The organism is Bacteroides sp. CACC 737 (assembly GCF_013874375.1).
Classification (GTDB): domain Bacteria; phylum Bacteroidota; class Bacteroidia; order Bacteroidales; family Bacteroidaceae; genus Bacteroides; species Bacteroides uniformis.
In genome coordinates this window covers 2,520,520-2,544,626 of record NZ_CP059408.1, presented here as the reverse complement: position 1 = coordinate 2,544,626, position 24,107 = coordinate 2,520,520, and the positions used below count along the sequence as shown (strand labels likewise).

Sequence of the window (24,107 nt, the reverse complement as noted above, 5' to 3'; positions counted from 1 at the left end):
TTTGAAATTTAGTTTTTCCATTCTTCGTATGAGATAAGCAAGCCTATTACTTCCGAATAGTTCTTGCGTCCGCTTTGAATCTTGTTTCCTTTCAGGTACAAGTCATAAATCCAGTTTTGAATGTCCCCGATGAGCGGACTGTATTTTTCCATCCAGTATTGCTGGTTCTTTTGGGCCAGTTCTATGATTTCAGGACGTATCCGGCTGAAAAGCTCTGCGTATTCTTCTTCGCTCATCAGTTGGCGGGCGCTACCCAGCACATGTGAGAGTACGGAGAAATACCCGCTGAAACGAATCTCTTTCACTTGCGAACGGGTACAGACCTGATAAGCGTAAAAGTTTGCTTCAGCCTCGCTGGTGATACCCAGCAGGTGGGCCAGCTCGTGGGCATAAGTAGCGGGATATTGCGACGGGAGCAAATCACCGTTCAGTGTAAATTCGCAGAAGAAGGGTCCCATGCTTCCCGTAACACCGACCATGGAAATGAACGGGGTGAAAAGCATGGTTTTTACACGTGGAGAAGAGTGAGGAGGGCGGTGTACCCCCAGCGTATCACTGATTTGGTTGTATCCGTATACGCTTTCCCGGCAGACCAATGGTTCGTCAATAGAAGTAATGTCCGTATAAGAAGTGTTCAGTTTGTCTATATAGTTGTCTACAAATGTCCGGAAGATTTCGGGAGTATAGGCAGTATAAGGTATGTTTGTCCTGCCGTAGAAATCTTTCTGTGAGTAGTTCAGTCCCCATGCCAGATAGAACCATACGTATATCCACAGCAAGTATTCCATCTCGTTCAGCAGAATTTGTTTCCACTTCTTTTTCTGGATATAGCGTGCCCTGATGGGATTGAAAAGGAGTCCGATGATGCTGAGGAAAATAAACAAGTCGCCTACGGCAAAAGGTATGAGTTTTGAAAAGGAGGACAGAATATGGGAGATTACCGGATATACAGACTGCGCATATATTTCTCCCAAGCTTGGTATGAGCTGTGTTGCCCATGTGACAGACAGTAACACGATTAATATGACATACCGGATTTTTAGCTTCCCCCTCATTTTATATACTGTTTTGTAGGGACAAAAATATATATTTAAATTTTAATTCATTAATTTTGTCCCCGTTATTCGCAATAAATTAATTATAGAGATTTAAAAACATGGAATTAGCAAGTAAGTACAATCCCGCTGACGTGGAGGGAAAGTGGTACCAGTATTGGTTGGACCACAAATTATTCAGTTCGAAACCCGATGGTCGTGAGCCTTACACCGTCGTCATTCCACCCCCCAACGTCACTGGTGTGTTGCACATGGGACATATGCTTAATAATACCATACAAGATATTCTGGTACGACGTGCCCGTATGGAAGGCAAGAATGCCTGCTGGGTGCCGGGAACCGACCATGCATCCATTGCTACCGAGGCCAAGGTGGTGAATAAGCTTGCCGCACAAGGCATCAAGAAGACAGACCTTACCCGCGACGAATTCTTGAAGCACGCTTGGGAATGGACGGATGAACATGGTGGCATCATCTTGAAGCAGCTCCGCAAGCTGGGCGCTTCCTGCGATTGGGACCGTACAGCTTTCACAATGGATGAGAAACGCAGTGAAAGCGTGCTCAAGGTTTTTGTCGACTTGTATAACAAAGGTTTGATTTACCGTGGTGTCCGCATGGTGAACTGGGACCCGAAGGCGCTGACCGCTCTTAGTGACGAGGAAGTTATCTACAAGGAAGAACACAGCAAGCTGTACTATCTGAAGTACATGGTAGAAGGTGACCCCGAAGGACGTTATGCAGTGGTTGCTACCACCCGTCCCGAAACCATCATGGGAGATACTGCCATGTGTATCAATCCGAATGACCCCAAGAATACTTGGTTGAAGGGCAAGAAGGTGATTGTTCCGTTGGTAGGACGCGTGATTCCGGTCATTGAGGACGATTATGTAGACATCGAGTTCGGTACCGGTTGCCTGAAGGTAACCCCTGCCCATGATGTGAACGACTACATGCTGGGTGAAAAGTATAACCTGCCGAGCATCGACATCTTCAATGATAACGGAACGCTTAGTGAAGCTGCCGGCTTGTATATCGGCATGGACCGTTTCGATGTGCGCGAGCAGATTGAGAAGGACCTGGCTGCTGCCGGTTTGTTGGAGAAAGTGGAAGCCTATACCAACAAGGTAGGTTTCTCCGAACGTACCAATGTGCCCATCGAACCGAAGCTTTCCATGCAGTGGTTCCTGAAGATGCAGCACTTTGCCGACATGGCTTTGCCGCCGGTAATGAATGATGAATTGAAGTTCTATCCTGCTAAATATAAGAACACGTACAAGAACTGGCTGGAAAATATCAAGGACTGGTGTATCAGTCGCCAGTTGTGGTGGGGACACCGTATTCCTGCCTATTTCTTGCCGGAAGGTGGCTATGTAGTGGCTGCCACTCCCGAAGAAGCCTTGGCGTTGGCAAAAGAGAAAACGGGTAATGCCGGTCTTAAACAGGAAGACCTTCGTCAAGACGAAGACTGCTTGGATACTTGGTTCTCTTCCTGGCTGTGGCCTATCTCTTTGTTTGACGGTATCAATAATCCGGGCAATGAGGAAATCAGCTACTATTATCCTACCAGCGACTTGGTGACCGGTCCGGACATTATCTTCTTCTGGGTAGCCCGTATGATTATGGCAGGCTATGAGTACGAAGGCAAGATGCCGTTCAAGAACGTTTACTTTACGGGTATTGTCCGTGACAAGCTGGGACGTAAGATGTCCAAGTCGTTGGGTAATTCTCCCGACCCGCTGGATTTGATTGAGAAATACGGTGCCGACGGTGTACGTATGGGCATGATGCTTTCAGCTCCTGCCGGAAACGACATCCTCTTTGACGATGCATTGTGTGAGCAAGGACGTAACTTCAATAATAAGATATGGAACGCTTTCCGTCTGATTAAAGGTTGGGAAGTCAGTGTGGAAGTTTCGGTACCGGAAGCTTCAGAACTGGCAGTACGCTGGTTTGAGGCCAAGCAGAATGAAGTAGCTGCCGAAGTGGCTGATTTGTTTAGCAAGTACCGTTTGAGTGAAGCGCTGATGGCTGTTTACAAACTGTTCTGGGACGAATTCTCTTCCTGGTATCTGGAAATGATTAAACCGGCATACGGCCAGCCCATTAACCGGAAAGTGTATGAAGCAACTATCGGTTTCTTTGATAACTTGTTGCATCTGCTCCATCCGTTCATGCCATTTATTACAGAGGAGTTGTGGCAGCATCTTTGCGACCGTACAGACGGTGAGAGCTTGATGGTAAGCCCGTTGTCAATGTCGGCATTGGTAGATGAGGATATCATCCGGGAGTTTGAAGTGGTGAAAGAGGTTATCAGCAATATCCGTTCCATCCGTTTGCAGAAGAACATCGCCCAAAAAGAGGTACTTGAGTTGCAGGTTATCGGTGAGAATCCGGTTGTGGCGTTCAACGCGGTTGTTACGAAAATGTGTAACCTTTCGTCCATCAATGTGGTGGAGAACAAGGCCGACGGTGCTGCTTCCTTCATGGTAGGTACTACGGAATATGCCGTACCTTTGGGTAACATGATTGACGTGGAAGCCGAGATAGCCCGTATGGAGGCCGAACTGAAGCATAAGGAAGGATTCTTGCAGGGTGTGCTGAAGAAACTGGGTAACGAGAAGTTTGTGAATAATGCTCCTGCCGCCGTTCTTGAGATGGAACGCAAGAAGCAGGCAGATGCTGAAAGTATCATCAAATCTCTCAAGGAAAGTATTGCAGCATTGAAAAAGGCATAACTGTCCGTCACATAAAAACAGAGAAAAAGCTCCGGAACCTTCAACTCCGGAGCTTTTTTTAGCGGTATAATGAACTGTTTATTTGAATAGTTCTGCTACGCACCACATTAGGCGTGCGGTGGTGTGTGTCCAGATTTCCTTGTAAGTGCAGTTATTTTGCATCGGGAAGTAGGGTTCGTCCTCATTTTCGAATGTTTCGATTCCTACGGGTACAGCTCCCACCACATCTCCGGCATAGGCTCCGTAAAGTGGCGGGTAGTCATATCCGTCTCCATAAACGGTACTCATGGCAAACGGGTTGTAGCCTAATATGTATTCTACCTGGCGGGTTGCAATATCCCTTAACGCTTTATCATTGAATAGGCGTGCAAGAATAAAGGCTGCTTTGGCTTTACCCATGATCCCCTGAACTGGTAGGCAACGGGGAAACGGCGCAGGTAGAAGTTCTTTGAGAGAGGGATACCGTTGCGCACTTGTGCATTGTATTCTTCCAGACTGGGAAGCCCTACCTGCTCGCCTTCATGGTACAGATTCTTATAATCGGTATTATCCACCTCGTATACGGCGCTTGGCAGTATGCCATACGGTTCAATCAGTTGTGAAACCCCGCGTAGATAGTCTGCATAGGCTTCACAAGATGCCTGCCACAACGGGGCGTCCGGATGGGTGGGGGCATCTGTCAGTAGCATCGAGAGTCCTTCGGCCATCAAGTGCTCTTGGCTTTGGTGATAATAGGCCAGAATACGCTTTTTCTGGGAAGATTCATAGAAGAAACCTCGCAGGGGGATTTTCCAGTCGGTACGCTTTTCCAATTGTTGGCCTGCCATGACGGTACGTGCCAGCCGGGTTGCCCAGTCCAGATAGTAAACATCTTGTGTAAGGCGGTACAAACGCATGGCTGTGACGGTGGCAAGGGCATAAAGTTCGGTTTCGTTCTGTTCCGTCCTTTGTGTATCCAGCAGGTCGATGGCGAATTGGAAGTCCTCAATGGCACTGTTCCGGCACCACCGTGCAAATACCGGGTCTTTCTTTTCAAAATGAGGGGCGGCGAGTGCGCAACTGGAAGCGGCTTTCAGATTGTCCGTAGGTGTATTTCGTGCTTCTGTCTGCATGTCGTCTTTGTCACCACGGATATTCTTTGTCCAAATGCCGATAATCAGTCCGCCCAGTCGGTAGCCGTCACCGAAGCGGGTACGCAGAATCCAGTTCACTCCCCAGCGTGCCTCTTCCAGCAGGCGTTCGTAGAAGATACTGTCTTTGCCTTGTACGGCACCGGCCATTTCGAGGAGGGCGATGCACGATTCGGCTGTATTTCCCGTTCCTTGAGTCAGGTCGGCTGCATCGTGCCATCCTCCGGCAATACTCATGCTCCGTCCGTCGGGATGATAGGCGAATACATCCTGATGGCATTCCTGATGAATGCCGGGCTGGTCGAAACCGCAACGTTCGGAAAAGAAGAAGTTCAGCGTGTGCCAGGCGGTAGACAGGTAGGCATCATTTCCGATGGGGAAAGGCTTTGATTGTACATCACCGATGGAGAGGAAGTATTGTCCGGGCGTATTGAAACTGCTGAAGTCCAGCACAAGAAATCCTTTGTCCTGCTTCTTGTCTTGATTCAGAGGACTGGCCTTACCTTGATAAACGGTTTGTCCCGTGGCGGCATCGTGTAGGCTGAAAGTCCTTTCCGGTACGTGCTGCACCAAAGCCTGCTTGCGTGCTCCCGGCTTGTATCCGCTGTGGCAGTAGGCCATTGCATCTTTTCGCAGGTCGAATCCCCGGCTGTTTTCCGCTTCTACCTTTTCGATGCGCATGTCGTCTATGTATAGGCTCATGTGTTCGCTGGCTCCTGCAGGAGCACCTGCCAGCATGATGTTTACCGAAAAGCCTGTGACACAATCACGGTATAGGTCCGGTATTTCCCATATGATGTGCTGCCATTTGTTGGGATAGACAGTCTCGAAGTGTTGTCCTTCAAAGCGTCCGGGAGTCGGCATGATTTTCTCCCCTTCATTGTATAGGGTGAATCCGGCAAAGGTCAGATAAACGCCCGGTGCATCCACATATACCCAAACGGAAAAGCGGTTGTATTCCCGCAAGTCTTCCCGGTCGAGGGGACGGATAATCTCCGGGGTGGCGTAATTCCGGTTTGTTGGATTCTTCTTGCCCAGGGAGGCAGGAGTGTCCAGACGGACACTTCCTTTGCCTGAGACAGTGACTTTACGGTCTACATGTATGGTTCCGGGTCCGGTATGGCGCAGAGCGCCGAAATCTTCGGCCAGAGGGAGTACCCTGCTTTTCAATACCTCTTTCTTTTCCCACCGCGTCAGTCCGGCGTGTGCGGGATTAGCTTTCATTATGCGGTGCACATGATTGCTTTGCTGTAATTGTTTCTCCAGTTCCGTATCGGGTTTCCACGGAGCTTGTGCTTGTGCCTGCATGCAGCAGCATGCCAGCAGCAGTGTTCGGATGATGTATTTCATGGTATTCAGTGTTTGGTTTCAGGGTAAGCATGAAAAGGAGCCTTGAACTCCGGACGTAATGTATAAGTATCCTTCAGTGGGAAATCTGCGGGAACTTCTTGGGTGACGGCGCCGGTGGCAGCCCATTCGCATCCCCGGAGTAAAGTCACCTGGAAACCGGTGCAGCGCATGGAGTAAGTCATGTTCGGGTCGTTGCCGCAGTGCCCCAGGAGGTCGACGAATATGCGCCCTTTCCCGTAGCTTACTGTCCACATCAACGGTTCATGCCGTCCGCGTTCGTAGGCGGTTGCCAATATTTCCATGTTTCTTACCGGACCGCGTAGGCGGGTATATATCTCGTCCTTGAAGTGTTTCCATTGAGGAGGCAATCCTTGCAGGATAGGATGATGGGGGGCGCGGTGTTCTATGACGGTTTCGTGCTGCAAGCCGTGGTAGCCGGCATACCCCGGAGAGTAGTCGTAGACGTATTGTCCGTCTTTCCAGTACAGATACGGGCCGTCCTTTTCGTTTCGTCCGTCCCATGCCCCCATGCCTATTATCTCGTTGTATTCTTTCCAGTCGGCCATTGGGACGACGGAAGAATGTATCACTACCACACCGCCTCCATCGGCAACGTATTTCTCGAAATTCTTGCGTACGGGCTCTGTCCATGTAGCTCCGCCGTAGTTGATGACGATTAAATCATATTGGTGGAAATCGGGTTTGAAGGTGGCGATGTCTCCACCAAAGTCGGGTGTAAAGGCGAAGTCCACTTTGAACATTCCGCTGTTTTCCAATATCTGCTTCATGGCTTCGCAGGCGCCTTGCCAGTAATGGCTGCCGTCCTGCCCGGCTATCATCATGGTTTTGATTACTTTCTTTTGCTGTGCGTGTGTGTGCGAGGCAGCTCCTATATAAATAAGGAGTACCAGGATAAGTGTCAGTCTTGTTTTCATTTTCCGGAAGATTTAAAGTTTTTGCCAGTAGGGTTCCATTCTATACGGTCGTAGCAGCGTGTGGTGCGCAGATTGTAACCTTGTTCGTCTACGCTGAACTTTCCGTCTTTGAAGTAGGATATGTAGAGCTCGGAGATGCCGTCCTTGTTGCGGTCTTCTACAAGGAGATTGTACTTGTCGGTGACATAAATCTCGTCGGAAATGTATTGTACTTCTTTGGTATAGTTGTCTACGATTGCATAGTAGGCCTTGAAAAGGTCGAAAGTGGGGTAGTGTCCGTTGTCACGTCCGAAAAGCATTACTTCTTCAAGGGCATCGTCCCCGTCCATATTGGCAAATACGGATTGCTGAAAGGAAAATCCCGGTTTTTGTACTTGTGGAGGAATATTGTCCCATCCTTCCTGATGGGCTGTCACTGAAAATTGCGCTTGTGCATGGATGACGTACACCAGCGCCGACAATAGGATAATCAGTTTTCTCATTGCGTGCATTTTGAGGTTATGATAATAATAGGGTTGCTTCTTGCTTATATGACCGGTGGCCCGGAGTTTTCCCTAACTTTTTTTAGAATAATTAATGAATACGGGATGTATAGGGACTTAGTGCCTCTCCCATCAGGACTGAACCGGTCTGACCCGTATACTGAGAGGTCATAACATCCGCATCCTTTCCATTAAAACACCCGGATGTTTTAGGGCAATACACCCGGGTGTTTTGGGTGAAAACATCCCCATGTATTGGGGTAAAACATCCGGATGTTTTGACCTCTCAGTCCTATACTCTTTAGGGCTAAGTCCCGGTGTGTAGCCGGCACGGTATAGGGGACGTTCTGCTTGTGTATGGTCTTAATGCGAGGTGAGCAGGTGCATCAATATCAGTGGCAGATAATCTTTCAGCTTGACCCTTAAAATCTTCAAAGCCTGCTGAATGCGGTAGTCTACCGTTTTTGGGGAAACGTTGAGTAGTTCGGCAGCTTCCTTGTAACTCAGATTCTGGAAACGATGCATGATGAAAGCTTCCCTATAAGTAGGCGGCAGTTCGTTGATGGCCCTTTGTATATGCTTGCTTAATTCGTTGATTTGATAGATATCCACCTCCTGCAGCATGGCGAACATTCGTTCATAGTAAGCGGTGTCTGCCCGTTGCTTCACTTCATTTTGGGCAATCCGGGTCATGCAACGATGGTAGACAGCCTTGAACAGATATTGCTTGAGCGAATATTCGATAATGGGTCTTTCGCGGTTTTCCCAAAGCCATAGCATGACGTCCTGAACAATCTCTTCTGCATCTTCCAACCGGACAAAACGATAGCAGTAGGTGCAGAGCACAGAATAGTACTTTTGAAATAACACATCAAAAGCACTTCTATCTCCTTTTTGTATGGCGGATAATAAAGATGTATCTTCTAATGGTCTGTTTCTCATAGGGTGGGGGTTCATTATTGTTGGGCAAAAATAGCTTTTTTTCCCATTATAATCTAAGTATATAAAATATTTTTAGTTTTTTGTTTAGGAGTTCTTTTCCCCCGTTTGTCTTTAGATTAAAGCTAGCAATAAAAATTATGGTAAAAAGAGAGGGAATGGAGAACCTGCTTCTCAGGTATTATGAAGGAGAGACAACGGAGGATGAAACTGCTCTGATAAAGGAGTGGCTGGAAGCATCGGAAGAGAACCGCAGGACAGCCCGCCAGGTTCAGACACTCGGTCTGGCGGCGGACATGGCGCAGATTTCATCCAGGCTGGATGTAAAGAAGGCCTTGGAGGATGTACATCGTAAGATGAAACAGAAAAAGGTCAATAGGTATCGGGTATTATTTAGAGGGATGCAACGGGCGGCCGCCATTTTATTCATCCCTTTGATGGTATCGTGGTCTATCCTTTATTGGGACAAGGATAAAGAAGAGATACATATGATGGAAGTCAGGACAAATCCGGGAATGACTACTTCTGTCGAATTGCCGGATGGAACGGAAGTCGTTCTGAACTCGTCGTCGTCGTTGCGCTATCCTTCCCGATTTGCCGATGATAAAAGGGAAGTGAAGTTGGTGGGTGAAGCATTCTTTTCTGTCGCAAAAGATGAAAAGAAGTTCATTGTCGGCACGCTGAACAATTCCAAGATAGTGGTACATGGAACGGAGTTCAACGTAGAGGCTTACAAAGGGAGCAGGACGGTACAGACCACTTTGGTTTCGGGTAAAGTCAGTTTCTCCTATGTGAATAATGGCAGGAGGAATAATGTAATGATGATACCGGGGCAAAAGGTTATTTATGATATAGTGCGGGAAAAGGTCGTTGTGAAAGAAGTCAATGTAGACGTGGAAACATGTTGGAAGGACGGACGCTTGATTTTCAGGAACACTCCGTTTGAAGATATATTGAAGAGTTTGAGCAAAAGGTATAATGTGGAATTCATTCTGAAAAAGGCTTCATTGAAGCAGAATTCCTTTACGGCTACATTTACCAAACAACGTTTGGAGCGAATATTGGAGCACTTCCGAATCTCCTCGAATATTCATTTCAAGTTTGTTGAAGATGGTGATGTGAATGCCGAGAGACAGGTAATAGAAGTTTATTAACCCTTTAAAAAGTAGTATGATGAAACACAAGTCCGTTTAGAAAAACATGCAGGAAAATGTTGGCGCATTTTCCTGCATGAAACACAGTAACTTTTAAATATCTGTTTGGCGACAGATAAAGCAACTTTATTTTTTCACTAGAAATCAATACAAAATTATGAAAAAACACTATTGTATCCAATCATTTAGGGCAAAAAGTGTCCTGATGAGATGCATGAAAAAAATTCCTCTTGCTATGAAATGTGCATTCTTTATGTTATTTTGTTTAGTGAGCATGGCATTTGCCAATGATGGTTATGCCCAAAAAACGATGTTGAATATTGCTCTTAATAATAAAACTGTTGACGAAATCCTGACAGAGTTAGAAAAAGGTACAGAATTTGTTTTTTTTTATAATAATAAACAGATTGATGTTAAACGCCGAGTAACAATAAAAGCTGCTAATAAGTCTATATTTAAAGTTTTAGATGAGATATTTAAGGGAACGAATATAGCTTATAAAGTATTAGATCGTAATATAGTTCTTTATGATAAGGCTACTGAGACTGATGGGGTATCAGCTGTTCGACAAGTATCAACGATTAAAGGTTCTGTTAGTGATACAGCAGGTGAGCCGATTATTGGAGCAAGTATTCTCGTACAAGGAACCACTAATGGGGTTATTACTGATATAGATGGTAACTTTATTTTAAATAATGTGGCTTCTGGTGCAACACTTGTTGTGAGTTATGTTGGATATAAGACACAAAATATCAGTATTTCTGGTAAGACATCTTTCAATATAGTACTAGTAGAGGATACTGAGATTTTGGATGAAGTTGTGGTAGTAGGTTATGGTATCCAAAAAAAAGAATCGTTGACTGGTGCTGTCACAGCAATTAAAGCTGATGAAATTGCAACTACTAAAACGGAAAATTTGATTAGTAATATTCAAGGTAAGATGCCGGGGTTATTGATTCGTCAACGAACTGGTGAGCCTGGTACTTTTGATAATATGGTCAGTATTCGTGGATATGGCACGCCACTTGTTGTTATTGATGGTATTACACGGGATGGTACAGAAGAGCTGGCGCAATTGAGTTCGGAAGATATTGAAAGTATTTCTATATTAAAGGATGCTTCTGCTGCCATTTATGGTATGAATGCTGCCAATGGTGTGATTATTGTCACGACGAAGAAAGGAGTTGCCGAAAAAACGCGTGTGTCCTATTCTGCCTTGTTTGGTGTGAAAAATCCCACAGCTATGGAAGAGACAGTTGATGCCTATACATATCGTATGATGGCCAATGAGAGAGCACGTAATGATCAGGCTGCAGCTGCATATACTGATGATATTTTGGAGAAGTATAGGATAGGGGCTCCCGGTTATACAGATCATGATTGGATTGATATGTTTATGAATAAGTTAGCTTTCCAGCAGTCACATAATATATCAGTAAGAGGTGGATCTGAACGAGTGAAATATTATGTTAGCTTCGGATATACTGGCGATAATGGTCTATTGAAAAGTGGTATTCAGTATTATCACAGATATAATCTGAGAAGCAATTTGACTGCTGAAATAACTAAGGGATTAAATTTGAATGTAAATGTATCGGGACGTTGGGATGAAACCCAGAGACCTCGTGAAGACTTTCAGTGGACATTTAAGACTTTAATGGTCAATGATCGTGGTATCGGAACCCATACAATGAATAATCCAGAACATTTATCAAATATTGGTCCGGAGGGAAAGAATCCATTTGCATTAGTTGATCCAGACCTTGACGGTTACCGCAGAAATAGAGGATTAACCTATTCTGCTGATGTCGAATTAAGCTGGAAACTTCCGTTTGTACAAGGATTGACTTTAAGTGCATTAGGATCTTTTGATGGGAATAATCGTAACAATTCTGAGCTGCAAAAATCATATCAACTATTTGATTATTATACTGATGAACCTTCGGGAAAGTATGGTACAGATAAATATTCGAATACAATGAATCTTTATCAAAAAATTTATGGACGTGCACAAGCCAATTATATGCGTTCTTTTAATTTGCATAATTTAAATATAACTGCTGTTGCTGAACTGAGTGGCACTCGTCGTGATAATTTAAGTGGAGCCCGTCAATATTCGGAACTATTTACAAATGATATATTAGATCAAGCTAGTTCTGGAACAGCAACTAATTCTGGTTATCGTCGTTTGGGGCGGTTGGCTGCATATTTGATGCGCGTGAATTATGATTATGCCGGAAAGTATTTGGTAGAAGCTGTGGCACGTTATGACGGTTCTTATCGTTATGCACCGCGCCATAGGTGGGCTTTTTTCCCTTCTTTCAGCGTAGGTTGGCGTATTTCTGAGGAAAGTTTTATTAGGGAGAAGTTACCATTTATTACCAACTTGAAGTTAAGGGCTTCATTTGGTAAGAGTGGTTATGATGCCGGTGATGCATTTCAGTACATATCTGCTTATACAGCAGGTTCTTTAGGATATGTGTTTGATGGTAATAGTCAGGTTACGGGTATGGTGGCACCTGGTGTAGTTACGGATAACCTTTCATGGGTTACTTCAACAATATCTAATGTGGGATTGGATTTTGATTTGTGGAATGGAAAACTAAGTGGGTCTATTGAATGGTTTAACCGTAAGAATGAAGGTATTTTAGCTGACCGGGTACAATCGGTTCCTAATACATTTGGAGCGAGTTTTCCACAAGAAAACCTTAATTCTAACCAAAATAGAGGATTTGAAATTTCGTTAGGACATAGAGGTAAGGTGGGTAAAGATTTTGAATACTCGGTATCTGCCAATTTCACTTATGCACGTGAGAAGAATTTGCATGTAGAACATGGTGAATATACAAGCTCTATGGATAGATGGCAGAATGGTTCTGAGAATCGTAATCAGAATGTAATGTGGTTATATAAATATGATGGACAGTATACCTCTCTGGAACAATATGAAACAGCCCCTTTATTGGGTGGCAATTTGGGTAATTCCAAAATGCTTCCTGGGAGTTTCAGATTATTGGATTTGAATGGTAATGGCATGATTGATTGGAATGATCGTGTTCCCGAATTTTGGGCTACTGGAGCTAATCCTCCGATTCAGTATGGTTTGACGTTAGCTGCTTCTTATAAAAATTTTGATTTGAATATGCTTTTCCAAGGTGCTTCTGGTTATTCTATTGGCTATGCTAATGATGATGTATGGGGATATGGTGCAAAAACTAATAAAACTTATTTGTTAGAGAAGTTTATGGATCGTTGGCATACAGTGAATGTTACGGATGATCCATATAATCCTTCTACACAGTGGGTTGCAGGATATTATCCTGCATTGCGCTCCGATTTCTCAAATACTACTGATAATGGTAATCAGTGGAATAATGGCATTTCCTTCTGGAATCCATTAGCAACTTATCTTCGTTTAAAGAGTTTGGAAATAGGTTATACTTTGCCTAAGTCACTTATGAAAAAAATAGGTATTAATAGTGCCCGTTTTTTTGTTAATGGTTCTAATTTATTCACTTTATGTAATCGTATGTTGAGAAATGCAGACCCAGAACGTGAGGAAAGGGATTGGGGAGCGAATCTTGCATATCCGTTGATGAGATCATATAACTTTGGATTGAATATAAACTTTTAATGTAAATATATTATGAAAAAAATATTTTTATCAGTATTGTCTTTTTGTACCCTAATAGGACTTTTGGGTTGCAATGCTTTTTTAGAATTGGAACCGTTAGATAAAGTTTCAGGTGAGCAATTGACAGAAACAGAAGGAGGATTAAAAGCTTTGTTGGCAAATATATATACTTTAATGCCTATCGAAGATTTTACTTATCGTCCTAATGCTGGATTTAATCAACGTGGATATGACGGAGTGAATGCGACGTCAAATATTGCTTTCTTTACAGATGAGGCTACTCGTAGTGACGGTGCGCAAGGTATAGGTCCGGAAGGATTTGATTATTGGCCTTATAGTGATATTCGTCAGGTGAATATCTTTATGGAAAATGTAAGGAAAGCTCGAGAAAAAGGAACTATTTCAGAAGATAGTGCAAATCGTTTACTTAGTGAGGCTCATTTTGTACGTGCATATATTTATTATGGTTTGGTAAAAAGATATGGTGGTGTACCTTTAGTGGAGCATGTGCAAGATGATGAATATGTCCCTGGTAATCCCTCTTCTCTTGCTATTCCTCGTAGTACGGAATTGGATACGTGGAAGTTTGTATTGACGGAATGTGATCTTGCTGTAGAGAATCTTCCAGAAGTTGTTTCTTCTACGGATGGGGTTTATCGTGCTTCTAAATGGGCTGCTTATGCATTGAAATCAAGGGTGGCTCTTCATGCGGCTTCTGTAGCAAAATATTGGGATAAGGCTCCATTAGCTGGTGAAGCTGTAACACAGAAATTGATAGGGGGAATGAGTATATCGGATGCGGACGCATTTTATAAAGAATGTATTTCTGCTTCTGAGATAATTATTGCCCAGTCAGGAAAATCTATTTATAAACCAAACCCTATATCGAGTGAAGAGGCTGTTACAAATTTTCAGCAGTTGTTCCGTAATGATAAGAATGAAGAAGTGATTTTCAGTAAAGCTTATTTGGATGGGACAACCAACTCTAATCAAGGCCATAGTTATGCACAATTTTATATCCTTTCTCAAGTAAATACGGGGGGAGCATTAAAGTATGGGCGTTTTAATCCGACTTTAGATATAGTTGATTTATTTGAAGATTATACTGATGACGGTATAGGAAAAAGCGCAAATATTGTGACTCGTACTGATGGTAATGAAGATTATGTAATTACTTATTTTAATAATGTAGAGGCCAATAAAACACAGTTAATGTCTATACCTTTCAAGAAATATGATGATTTATATACACCTTTTGCAGATAAAGACGCACGTTTGTTGGCTAGTATTATTGTTCCTGGCTCTTCTTATGGTGGTACACGGATTATTATACAAGGTGGTCTTATAGAAGTAGATAATAATTATATTGCTTATTCTAACGAGTCGGCTGTCGGAAAGGATGGAAAGACATATTATGGTTTAGGAGCTGCTGGGCAGACATTGTTCTCAGGTTTTCTAAATGTAGGTAGTTCTGAGGATGCCAACTGGACTGCAACAGGTTTTTCTGTTCGTAAATATATGCCTGAAGGTGAGAATATATCAGGTTTAGACAATTCTTCTACTACTTCTTATATTGATATGCGTTTGGCAGAAATATACTTAAATTATGCAGAGGCTGTGGTAGAAAATAGTAGTGGATATGGAGATCAAACATTAGCTAAGCAATATATAAATGCATTGCGTCATAGAGCAGGGCATATTGATAATATACCTTTAACATTGGAGAATGTTTTGAAGGAACGTCGTGTAGAATTAGCTTTTGAGGGAAAACGTTTTTGGGATATGATGCGTCGAAGAGAGTTTCATACGGAGTTTAGTGGAAATAGAATTCGTAAGGTTTTGATTCCTATGCTTGACCTGCGTGAACCAACTCCAAAATATGTTTTTGTGAGGGCAAATTACTTTACGGATGAATCAAAAGGTGGTTATACATTCCAATCTACAAGTTATTATAGAGGGATTCCGGGTATCAATACAAATGGATTAGTTCAGAATCCTGGTTATTAACACAAAACATTTAAATAATTATGAAAAAGATATTATTATTAATTTCATGCTGTTTTTTTGCATTAGTTTCATGCGAGATTGATAATTATGATGGGCCAGATGCTTCAATTCATGGTTCTATTATTGATGAGGTGACTGGAGAATTGGTTGGTACTGATATTGAGAATGGTTCTTCTATCATAGTAAGGGAGCATGGATTTACTAATCCGGCCGATCAATATTGGTCTATTATGAATACAGGTGAATATCGTAATAATATGGTATTTGCTGCTACATATGACGTTAGATTTGAGAATTGTAACTTTTATCCTTTTGAGATAAAAGATTTTGTAATAAATGATGGTGATAATTTTTATGATTTTAAAGTAACTCCTTATCTTCGCATAAAGAATCCTGATATTGTAAAAAATGGTAATGTTATAACTGCAACTTTTTTTCTTGAAACTGGTAAGCCGGAAGTGAAAGTCAAAGAAGTTCAGTTGTTTGCATTCTCAGATAAATGGGTTGGAAACAATGTAAAATATTCTTTGAATGGTGGTAGTGATAAGATTACAATTTCACCAAGTGAGACGGTTGTTTCCTCTAAAAAATATACTTTAACAATTGACTTGGAGAAAAATACAAATGTTTTCAAGTATAGTAAGAACTATTATTTTCGAATTGGTGCTTTAGCTGATGTATCTGGTGTAGGGACTGTACGGCATAACTATGCACCATTAGTAGTCATAAAATTATAAAAAATAGCAGAAAAAGCGTTCTGCTTTATGGTTGAACGCTTTTTTAATCATATATAAAATGAAACCATGAAAAAAATCAGAATTATATTTTTGATATTTATAGGGTTAATATGTATGCAACTTTATGCTGTTCAGCAAAACTCTATCTACACGTTAAAGCCTAATGATCCTGAGGCTTTTTATTTTACCCCTGAAAATTATCAGATAAAGGCTGATGGAAAGATGGATGTATCAGATGCCTTACAAGCTGCTATAAATCAGGTTAAGAAGGAAAAGAACTTTGGTATACTTTTTATTCCTGAGGGAAAGTATAAAATTAGTAAGACAATTTATGTTCCAGGTTCTATTCGCTTGATTGGTTATGGAAAAAAACGTCCGGAATTTATTCTCGCTAAAAATTCTCCTGGGTTTCAAGAAGAAGTCTCGATAGATAAAGGAAAGGCTAATTATATGTTTTGGTTTACCAGTAGTTTGGTAGAAAAAGGGCAAGTCCCTCGTGATGCAAATGCCGGTACTTTTTATAGTGCAATGTCCAATATCAATCTTCGTATTGAAGATGGTAATCCCCATGCGGTAGCATTGCGTACACACTATGCGCAGCATAGTTTTATCAGTTATGTCACAATATATATTGGTAAAGGTAAGGCAGGGCTGTTCGATGTCGGTAATGAAATGGAAAACGTTGCTTTTTACGGGGGAGATTATGGCATTTATACGACAAAAGCTTCTCCCGGATGGCCGGTAATGATGGTCGACTCTTATTTTGAGGGACAACGTGTAGCTGCTCTTCGTTGTCAGGAGTCCGGTTTGGCAATGGTGAATCTGTATGCCAAGAATGTTCCGGCTGTATTTGATATTGACCCTAATTATTGCGACAAGTTATTTTTGGAAAACAGCTATTTTGAAAATGTAAGTGGTCCGGCAGTGGTGATTACCAACGAGAACAACAGCAACAATCAGATAACCTTCCGCAATGTATATTGTAAGAATGTACCGACCTTGGCGAAATATACCCGTAGCAATACGGCCACCCATGTTGCTCATAAAATCTATAAGGTAAAGTCATACGACCACGGCTTGCAGATGGATAACATGGTGGATATGCCGGAATATGAAACGTTGGTTGATATTGAACCGATACAGAAGATGCCGGTTGCCCAACTGATGGACATCCCTACACTGCCTGCAATGGCAACATGGGTAAATCTGCGCGAACTCGGTGCAAAGGGAGATGGGGAAACGGATGATACGAAGGCCATCCAGGAGGCTATTGACAAGTATGATAATATCTATGTACCCCAGGGCTGGTATCGCATTACCGAAACTTTGAAGATGAAGCCCGATACCAAGTTGATAGGCCTGCATCCTTTTGGCACTCAGTTCCGGCTAGACGAAAGTACTGCTGCATTCAGTGGTTTTGGCGGTCCGAAAGCGATGGTGGAATCTTCGGAAGGCGGTGCAAATATGCTGGTGGGCATTGGTATCAATACCGGCGGTTATAACTATCGTGCTGTAGGTGTGAAGTGGATGGCAAATGCAGATTCTTATATGAATGACGTGAAGTTTGTAGGCGGGCATGGCGGTTTATGGAAACCTAAACCGGGTGTTGAGGAACCACGTGGCCGGTGGAACAGACCGGCTCGTATCAGTTCTCCCGATAATCCGGTAGCGGCTTCGGGCATGGACCTTGCTTGGGACAACCAGTATTGGAGTCTGTGGGTGACCAACAACGGTGGTGGCACCTTTAAAGACATCTGGACAGCAAGCACATATGCCACCAATGGTTTCTATGCCAACAATACTTCTACTCCGGGGCGTATCTATGCCATGTCCATCGAGCATCATGTAAGAAATGAAGTACGTTTCAACAAGGTGTCCAACTGGAAGGTGTATTGCATGCAAACCGAGGAAGAGAGCCGCGAAAGTACCGATTGCCAACCGATAGAGATGGACGACTGCAAAGATGTGACCTTTGCAAACTTGTATATGTTCCGCGTTATCCGTGTCAATGAACCGTATCACAGTTCTGTACGTATCCGCAATTGCGAGAACATCGCATTTCTGAACCTGCATAACTATTCTCAGATTAAATATACGAATAACATTGCAGTGTTCGATGTCAACAAAGACATTGACATCCGCCCGTGGGAACTTTCTCGCTTGATTGTAACCGGAAAAGAACCTCATCAGCAACCGTTAGGCAATGAAATAGGTAAGGTGAACCAATTGGCTTCCGATTTGGAATTTGCCGAAGGCATTGCGCGCGACAGTAAAGGTAACATTTACTTCTGCGACCATCGGATGCGTCGTATCTTTAAATGGTCGGTAGAGACAAACAGCTTGTCGCTGCTGGCAGATTTCCCGTGGAAACCCTCCAACCTGGCTTTTGATTCAGAAGATAATCTATTGGTATTGTTCAGATATGATGCGCAGCCGGGATATCTGATTAATGGTAAACCGGAGGAAATGCCGGTAATGCCTGATACAAAAGGTACTTCTTTCAGCGGATATGGTAATTCCGCATATACAATGAGAGTCTACTCCATTGACCCGGAAAATCCGGAAGAGACCATCAAACTGTTGCCGCGTGTTCCGATGGGTCAAGTGAAGAACGTGTATAAGGCTCTTTATCCTTCTAACCGTTGGAGAGACTTCCACGATTTCAATGCGGTGTCGGTCTATGTTCCTGAAATGTGCTTCCTGGCACCGGATGGAAAAACTATCATTCCTCATTATTTCGACTTGTCACGTAGTTCTTCCTTGCTGGAAGCCTATCCGGGAAAGCCTTTCTATACCTCTGATGAATATGACCGCAGAATGGTGAAGATGGATGTGGCCAATGACGGCACGCTCTCCAACTTGAGCTATTTTGTGGAGCAGGGCGAATTTGGTTCTGCTGTAGATAAGGAAGGGAACTTGTATGTGGCTGACGGAGAAATATATGTATTTGATAAGGATGGCAAGAAGAAAGGGATGATTCGTGTTCCCGAACGTCCGTCCACATTACAGTTTGGCGGTAAGGATGGCAATACATTGTTTGTCACAGGCCGTTCCAAGTTCTTTGGTGTACGTATTAAATAAGGAAAATCCATATTAAAACAATCTGTGTAATGAGAAATTATCAAATAATGAGATACCTGCTGATAGTCTGTTGGATTATCTGTAATATGTCGTCCGGGTGGGCGGTAGGGGGTGGTTCCGCCTATACGCAAAGACCGGACGATCCGGAAGCATTCTACTTTACCCCGGAGAATTACGGCTTCAAGGCTGATGGAAAGTCCGACGTGACCGATGCGCTTCAAGAGGCAATCAATCAGGTGAAGCGCGAAAAGAATTTTGGGATACTGTTTCTGCCGGAAGGAAATTATCGCATTAGCAAGACGATTCAAATTCCCTCATCCATTCGGCTGATTGGTTATGGGAAGAAACGGCCGGTGATTTATTTGGGAGCCGATACACCCGGTTTCCAGACTACTCAAAATTATATGATATGGTTTACGGGAGGGCTGGCACAAGAGGGCAGGAAGCCTTCGGATGCCGGTGCAGGTACTTTCTATAGTGCGGTGTCCAATGTGGATTTCCGTATAGACAAAGGTAATCCTCAAGCCGTCGCCATTCGTGCGCATTTTGCCCAGCATGGATTTATCAATCATTGCGACATTCGGATTGGTTCGGGAAAAGCCGGCATGTATGATGTGGGCAATGAACTGGAAGACGTCAGGTTCTATGGCGGTGAATATGGGATAATTTCTTCCAGGACTTCTCCGGGATGGCCTATGATGATGGTCGATACTTACTTTGAGGGGCAGAGAAAAGCGGCTGTCTATTCAAAAGAGGTGGGGTTTGCCATCGTCAATATGCATGTGAAGAATACGCCCGTTGCCTTTGAAATGGCAGAGAATCTGGCAGACCGCCTTCATGTGGAGAATTCGTTGTGGGAGAATATTTCGGAAGCCGGTGTCAGGGTAAGCGTAGAGGGAAATACTTTTTCGCAATTGAATCTGGTGAATGTGGATTGCAGGAATGTTCCCGTACTGGTGGACTATGCTCAAAGTGGAAAGAAAGTTGCCGGAAAAGCAAAAATGTACAGAGTCAAGGAGTTTACTTACGGTCTGGTGTATCAGGATTTGAATGATGCTTCTTCTTTCAGGGAAATATGTGAAATAGAGCCGGTGGCAAAACTGCCGGTTCCACTTGGCAAGGACCTTCCGGTTCTTCCGGCAATGGAGACATGGGTCAATATCCGCGACTTAGGGGCAAAAGGTGATGGCGAGACTGATGATACGGAAGTTTTTGAAAAAGCTGTCTCTTTGCATAAAAACATCTATGTGCCCCAGGGGTGGTATCGTCTGACGAGAACGTTGAAGCTGTCTCCCGGTACTAAGCTGATTGGGCTGCATCCTTTTGGGACTCAATTTCTGTTGAAGGAAAGCGAGCCTGCATTCAGTGGTTTCGGCGTGCCTGTGCCTTTGGTTGAATCTTCCGAAGGCGGCGACGACGTACTGAATGGTATAGGTATTAATACTGGTGCGTATAATTACCGTGCTGTCGGCTGTAAATGGATGGCGGGTGAGTGTTCGTACTTGAATGATGTGAAGTTTGTAGGCGGGCACGGCACCTTGCGCAAACCGGCTCCGAATGCTTCCGGACAGTCGTCTTACCGCAGGGGCGAGCGTCGAATTAGTTCCCCGTCTTCTCCGGTCATGGAGACCGGTAAGGATATGGCTTGGGACAACCAGTATTGGAGTTTGTGGATTACAAACAATGGCGGTGGGACAATTAAGGATGTTTGGACAGCCAGTACGTATGCTGCCAGTGGGCTTTATATTAGCGAAACGAAGACTCCGGGACGTATTTATGCCATGTCTTTGGAGCATCATGTCCGTACTGAAGCCCGTTTCCATAATGTGGCCAACTGGAAAATTTATGCTTTCCAGTTTGAGGAAGAAGGTCGTGAAGGGCCTGATTGTTATATGGCAGAAATGTCCAATTGTCAAAATATCGAAATGGTAAATGTGTGGATGTATCGCGTTATCCGTGCCTTTATGCCAAAGAGGATAGGTTTCCGCATATGGGATTGCAAGAATATCACTTTCCGTAATATGCACAATTATACGCAGATATTGCCAGTCATAGAGTTTCCTATATATGATATGAATAAGAAGTTGCCCGTTTATTCGTGGGACTTTGCCCGTCTCACTGTTTCGGGTAGCGAGAAGAGCCTTCGCCCTTCCTGCACGGTCATGGACAAGCCTGTGAAGCTGGCTACCGGTTTTGAACTGGCCTCCGGAGCTACTACCGACAGTAAAGGAAATATCTACTTCTGTGAAAACCGTCTGAAGAAAATCTATAGATGGTCGGCAGACACGGAGCAGATTACTTTGATAGCTGATTATCCCTGGAAGCCTTTTACATTGGCCACTGATACGCAAGACAATCTGCTGGTTATTTTCCGCTATGACCCTCAGCCGGGTTATCTGGTGAACGGCAAGCAGGAAACGGTAGTGCGCTTGCCGGATGATAATCCGATGTACAGTGGTTGGGGTAACAGTGGCTGGAGTGCTTGGGGGTATTCTTTTAATCCGGATAGCGTGGATGCTACGATGAAGCCTATGCCACGTGTTGTTACAGCCGGTATGAAGAATATACAGAAGGTCATTCACCCTTCCAGTCGCTGGAGAGGTGACTTTGACAAGGTGGTTGCCATTATGCCTGAGTATAGTTTTGTCGCTCCGGATGGCGTGACAATTATTCCGGATACCTATGATTTGGGACGTTCTTGTGCTTTGACTGTTACAGTGCCCGGTCAGTCAGAACCGGTTTATATTGTAAATGAGATGAATAAAACGACAGTACAACTTTCCGTTGGTGTGGATGGCCGTTTGACAGAACAAGGAATAATATGTCCTTATGGCCAATACAGTAATGTGACCGATGCTGACGGAAATGTTTATGTTGCTGATGGTGAAATATTTGTCTATGACAAATATGGTAAAGAGCAGAGACGTATTCAGATAGAAGAACGCCCGATTTCCTTGGCAATTGGTGGGAGGCAGAAGGATATGCTTTTTGTTACCACCTCAAGTTCTTTCTATGGGATTAAGATACGTTAGGTATTGGTGTAGGTAAAAAAAGAATTAGCCCCTGCGGTTGTTTTATATCGCAGGGGCTAATTTATTATAAGAAGGTCTCTTTTCCTTATAGGCTGATTACTTGGAATATTATTTTTCCAGCAGCTCTTTCAGAAAAGAATCCAGTTCCTCATCCAATCCTTTCAGTAGCTCCTCATTGACCAATAGAGTATCATCATCCATCAGCAGCAGTTCTGCTATTGTTTCTCTATCGTCATCCACCAGTACAAAAGAGAATGGTTTCAGAATTGTTAGCTTGTCGAACTTTCCTTCATTTTTCATGCTGCAGAGCAGTGAGGACAAGATACGTTCTACATTTTCGTAGAAATCATCTCCCTCGTATGTCATCCATTCTTCAATGGAAGTATTGGCAAGCTCTTCATCTTCATCATCAAAGATAGACAGTTCGCCCGAATTCTGATTCGGTTGCAGATGAATGTCTGTAACGATAGTCTGTTCGCAACCGCAGGTGTATTTGCCGATTGCTTTTTTAAGAGTGTCCTCCAAGAGTGCTAATGACGATTGACTGAGCTTCATAATAACTTTCTTTTCTTAATGGTTGTTCAAAGGTATAAAAAAAACGGTTATCTCTGCATCATTTGACTAAAAATCATCATCAAATCTGTTCATTTGCATGTTCAGGCGTGCCATTCCCTCTTTTCGTTTCTCCAATTCGTCTACATACATGCTGATAAAGATGTAATAGGAGATGGTTCCATCATGTATTTCGCCTGTCTCTTTTTTGTCTGTCTTGCTTTTCTCACGGGCAAGGGTTTGCGCTTTTAATGCCCATTCCAAGGCAGTATCTATGCTGTCTTGCATTTCGTAGCCCAAAGCGGTGTTATAGGCTGCATACATTTTCTGTTTTCCTTTTTTTGTTTCGTAGGTCTGCTTCCAGAGCTCTACTGCTTTACTCCAATTTTCTTCTTTGGCATATACGGCTGCGTCACGCATATTTACAGAACCACCACTGAAGAGATAGCGGTTACCAGTTTTCCAATAGGGGAGTAGATGTCTTACCGGAACCGTTCCTGCAAATTCAGATGCTTGCTTCACCATGTCTTCTTCGCTGATGAGGCGGGAACGTACTGACGCTTCACCATTTCCTGCCTCTTCCCAGAAAATACTGTCATTGCTGTTGACGGTTACCATAGGACCTTTGCGGTTAGGCAAATATATTCTGACGGTAGGATATACCTTTACGTCCACTGTGCCGAGGAACGCACCCCAGTCGGGCATATAACTTATCTTGCGATTGGAACGCATTTGTATGTTTTCCAGGGCTATCAGGAAATCTACGTCCAAATTCTGTGTAAGTTCCAGTACTTCATCCCTCGATAATGTGCTTTCGCGGGGATTGATGTCTTTACTCCGGAGGGCAGAGTCGCATATCACAACCTCTTCAAAGTAGTTTTCGTTGGCAAGGGCCTCTGCAAGAGATTCGGTTGTTATTGCGGCGTCTCCATTGTAGTAGTTGGTGAGGCGTGCCACCTCATTCTCGCTTTTTTTCTGTTCTTCCTCACTGATGATGAGTTTGTTGTCCGGTACGTTTGGCATGTTGTTGACAACAGCCACACGTTTCAGTGTTGCCGGGAAACTGACTTCTGCCGGAAGCATATAATCAATGGACAGTTGTTCTACACTCTGGCAGCTGCCTAACAGCAGAGACCCCATCAATAACAGACAATAGTGATATTTGGTCATAGTCTTTGGTTTTGTTCTTTGGAGCAAAAGTACTCTTTTAGCTGAATATTCAAAAGCTGGAACGAATAAAAAATGTGATAATGTGGTAGGAGAAAAAGTGATAGGGTGATAAAA

General features: G+C 43.5%; 15 protein-coding genes. 7 read left to right on the top strand and 8 right to left on the bottom strand.

Annotated elements, in window-relative coordinates:
• Nucleotides 1-8: 8 nt before the first annotated feature.
• Nucleotides 9-1,055, bottom strand: coding sequence for a DUF3810 domain-containing protein (locus H1A11_RS11130; protein WP_181757206.1), 1,047 nt, complete (start codon nt 1,053-1,055; stop codon nt 9-11).
• Between the two features lie 101 nt (nt 1,056-1,156).
• Between H1A11_RS11130 and H1A11_RS11125 the strand changes: the two genes are divergently transcribed.
• A complete protein-coding gene (locus tag H1A11_RS11125; protein WP_181757205.1) occupies nt 1,157-3,790 on the top strand; it encodes a valine--tRNA ligase in 2,634 nt (877 codons plus the stop codon).
• Between the two features lie 78 nt (nt 3,791-3,868).
• Here H1A11_RS11125 and H1A11_RS19155 read toward each other — a convergent pair whose 3' ends face one another.
• The 5 genes from H1A11_RS19155 to H1A11_RS11105 form a co-directional block, all read right to left on the bottom strand.
• Nucleotides 3,869-4,189, bottom strand: a complete 321-nt coding sequence (locus H1A11_RS19155; protein WP_255461434.1) for a hypothetical protein — start codon at nt 4,187-4,189, stop codon at nt 3,869-3,871.
• Nucleotides 4,132-6,270, bottom strand: a complete 2,139-nt coding sequence (locus H1A11_RS11120; protein ID WP_255461433.1) for a glycoside hydrolase family 9 protein — start codon at nt 6,268-6,270, stop codon at nt 4,132-4,134. Before H1A11_RS11120 ends, H1A11_RS19155 begins: the two co-directional genes overlap by 58 nt.
• 5 nt (nt 6,271-6,275) lie before the next feature.
• Nucleotides 6,276-7,205, bottom strand: coding sequence for a ThuA domain-containing protein (locus H1A11_RS11115; RefSeq protein ID WP_009038079.1), 930 nt, complete (start codon nt 7,203-7,205; stop codon nt 6,276-6,278).
• Nucleotides 7,202-7,696, bottom strand: a complete 495-nt coding sequence (locus H1A11_RS11110) for a hypothetical protein (RefSeq protein ID WP_005831978.1) — start codon at nt 7,694-7,696, stop codon at nt 7,202-7,204. Before H1A11_RS11110 ends, H1A11_RS11115 begins: the two co-directional genes overlap by 4 nt.
• Before the next feature lie 354 nt (nt 7,697-8,050).
• Nucleotides 8,051-8,629, bottom strand: coding sequence for an RNA polymerase sigma-70 factor (locus H1A11_RS11105; RefSeq protein WP_057258640.1), 579 nt, complete (start codon nt 8,627-8,629; stop codon nt 8,051-8,053).
• Between the two features lie 137 nt (nt 8,630-8,766).
• Between H1A11_RS11105 and H1A11_RS11100 the strand changes: the two genes are divergently transcribed.
• The 6 genes from H1A11_RS11100 to H1A11_RS11075 all read left to right on the top strand — a co-directional run bounded on the left by H1A11_RS11100 (nt 8,767) and on the right by H1A11_RS11075 (nt 22,271).
• A complete protein-coding gene (locus tag H1A11_RS11100; RefSeq protein ID WP_181757204.1) occupies nt 8,767-9,780 on the top strand; it encodes a FecR family protein in 1,014 nt (337 codons plus the stop codon).
• A gap of 157 nt (nt 9,781-9,937) precedes the next feature.
• Complete coding sequence (locus tag H1A11_RS11095; RefSeq protein ID WP_181757203.1) at nt 9,938-13,414, top strand: TonB-dependent receptor; 3,477 nt, start codon at nt 9,938-9,940, stop codon at nt 13,412-13,414.
• Nucleotides 13,415-13,426: 12 nt separating this feature from the next.
• The gene (locus H1A11_RS11090; RefSeq protein WP_119961323.1) at nt 13,427-15,421 is read left to right on the top strand and encodes a RagB/SusD family nutrient uptake outer membrane protein; all 1,995 of its coding nucleotides are present in this window, start codon (nt 13,427-13,429) and stop codon (nt 15,419-15,421) included.
• Nucleotides 15,422-15,441: 20 nt separating this feature from the next.
• Nucleotides 15,442-16,158, top strand: a complete 717-nt coding sequence (locus tag H1A11_RS11085) for a DUF3823 domain-containing protein (protein ID WP_119961322.1) — start codon at nt 15,442-15,444, stop codon at nt 16,156-16,158.
• Nucleotides 16,159-16,224: 66 nt separating this feature from the next.
• Complete coding sequence (locus tag H1A11_RS11080) at nt 16,225-19,239, top strand: glycosyl hydrolase family 28-related protein (RefSeq protein ID WP_181757202.1); 3,015 nt, start codon at nt 16,225-16,227, stop codon at nt 19,237-19,239.
• A gap of 29 nt (nt 19,240-19,268) precedes the next feature.
• Nucleotides 19,269-22,271 carry a glycoside hydrolase family 55 protein gene (locus H1A11_RS11075; protein WP_174647073.1) on the top strand — a complete coding sequence of 1,001 codons (3,003 nt, stop codon included), beginning with the start codon at nt 19,269-19,271 and terminating at the stop codon, nt 22,269-22,271.
• Between the two features lie 108 nt (nt 22,272-22,379).
• On the opposite strand, the gene H1A11_RS11070 is transcribed toward H1A11_RS11075, so the two are convergent.
• Together H1A11_RS11070 and H1A11_RS11065 are read right to left on the bottom strand one after the other, a co-directional pair.
• Complete coding sequence (locus H1A11_RS11070; RefSeq protein WP_174647072.1) at nt 22,380-22,826, bottom strand: hypothetical protein; 447 nt, start codon at nt 22,824-22,826, stop codon at nt 22,380-22,382.
• Between the two features lie 66 nt (nt 22,827-22,892).
• A complete protein-coding gene (locus H1A11_RS11065) occupies nt 22,893-23,993 on the bottom strand; it encodes a DUF6340 family protein (protein WP_044467707.1) in 1,101 nt (366 codons plus the stop codon).
• Nucleotides 23,994-24,107: the final 114 nt, after the last annotated feature.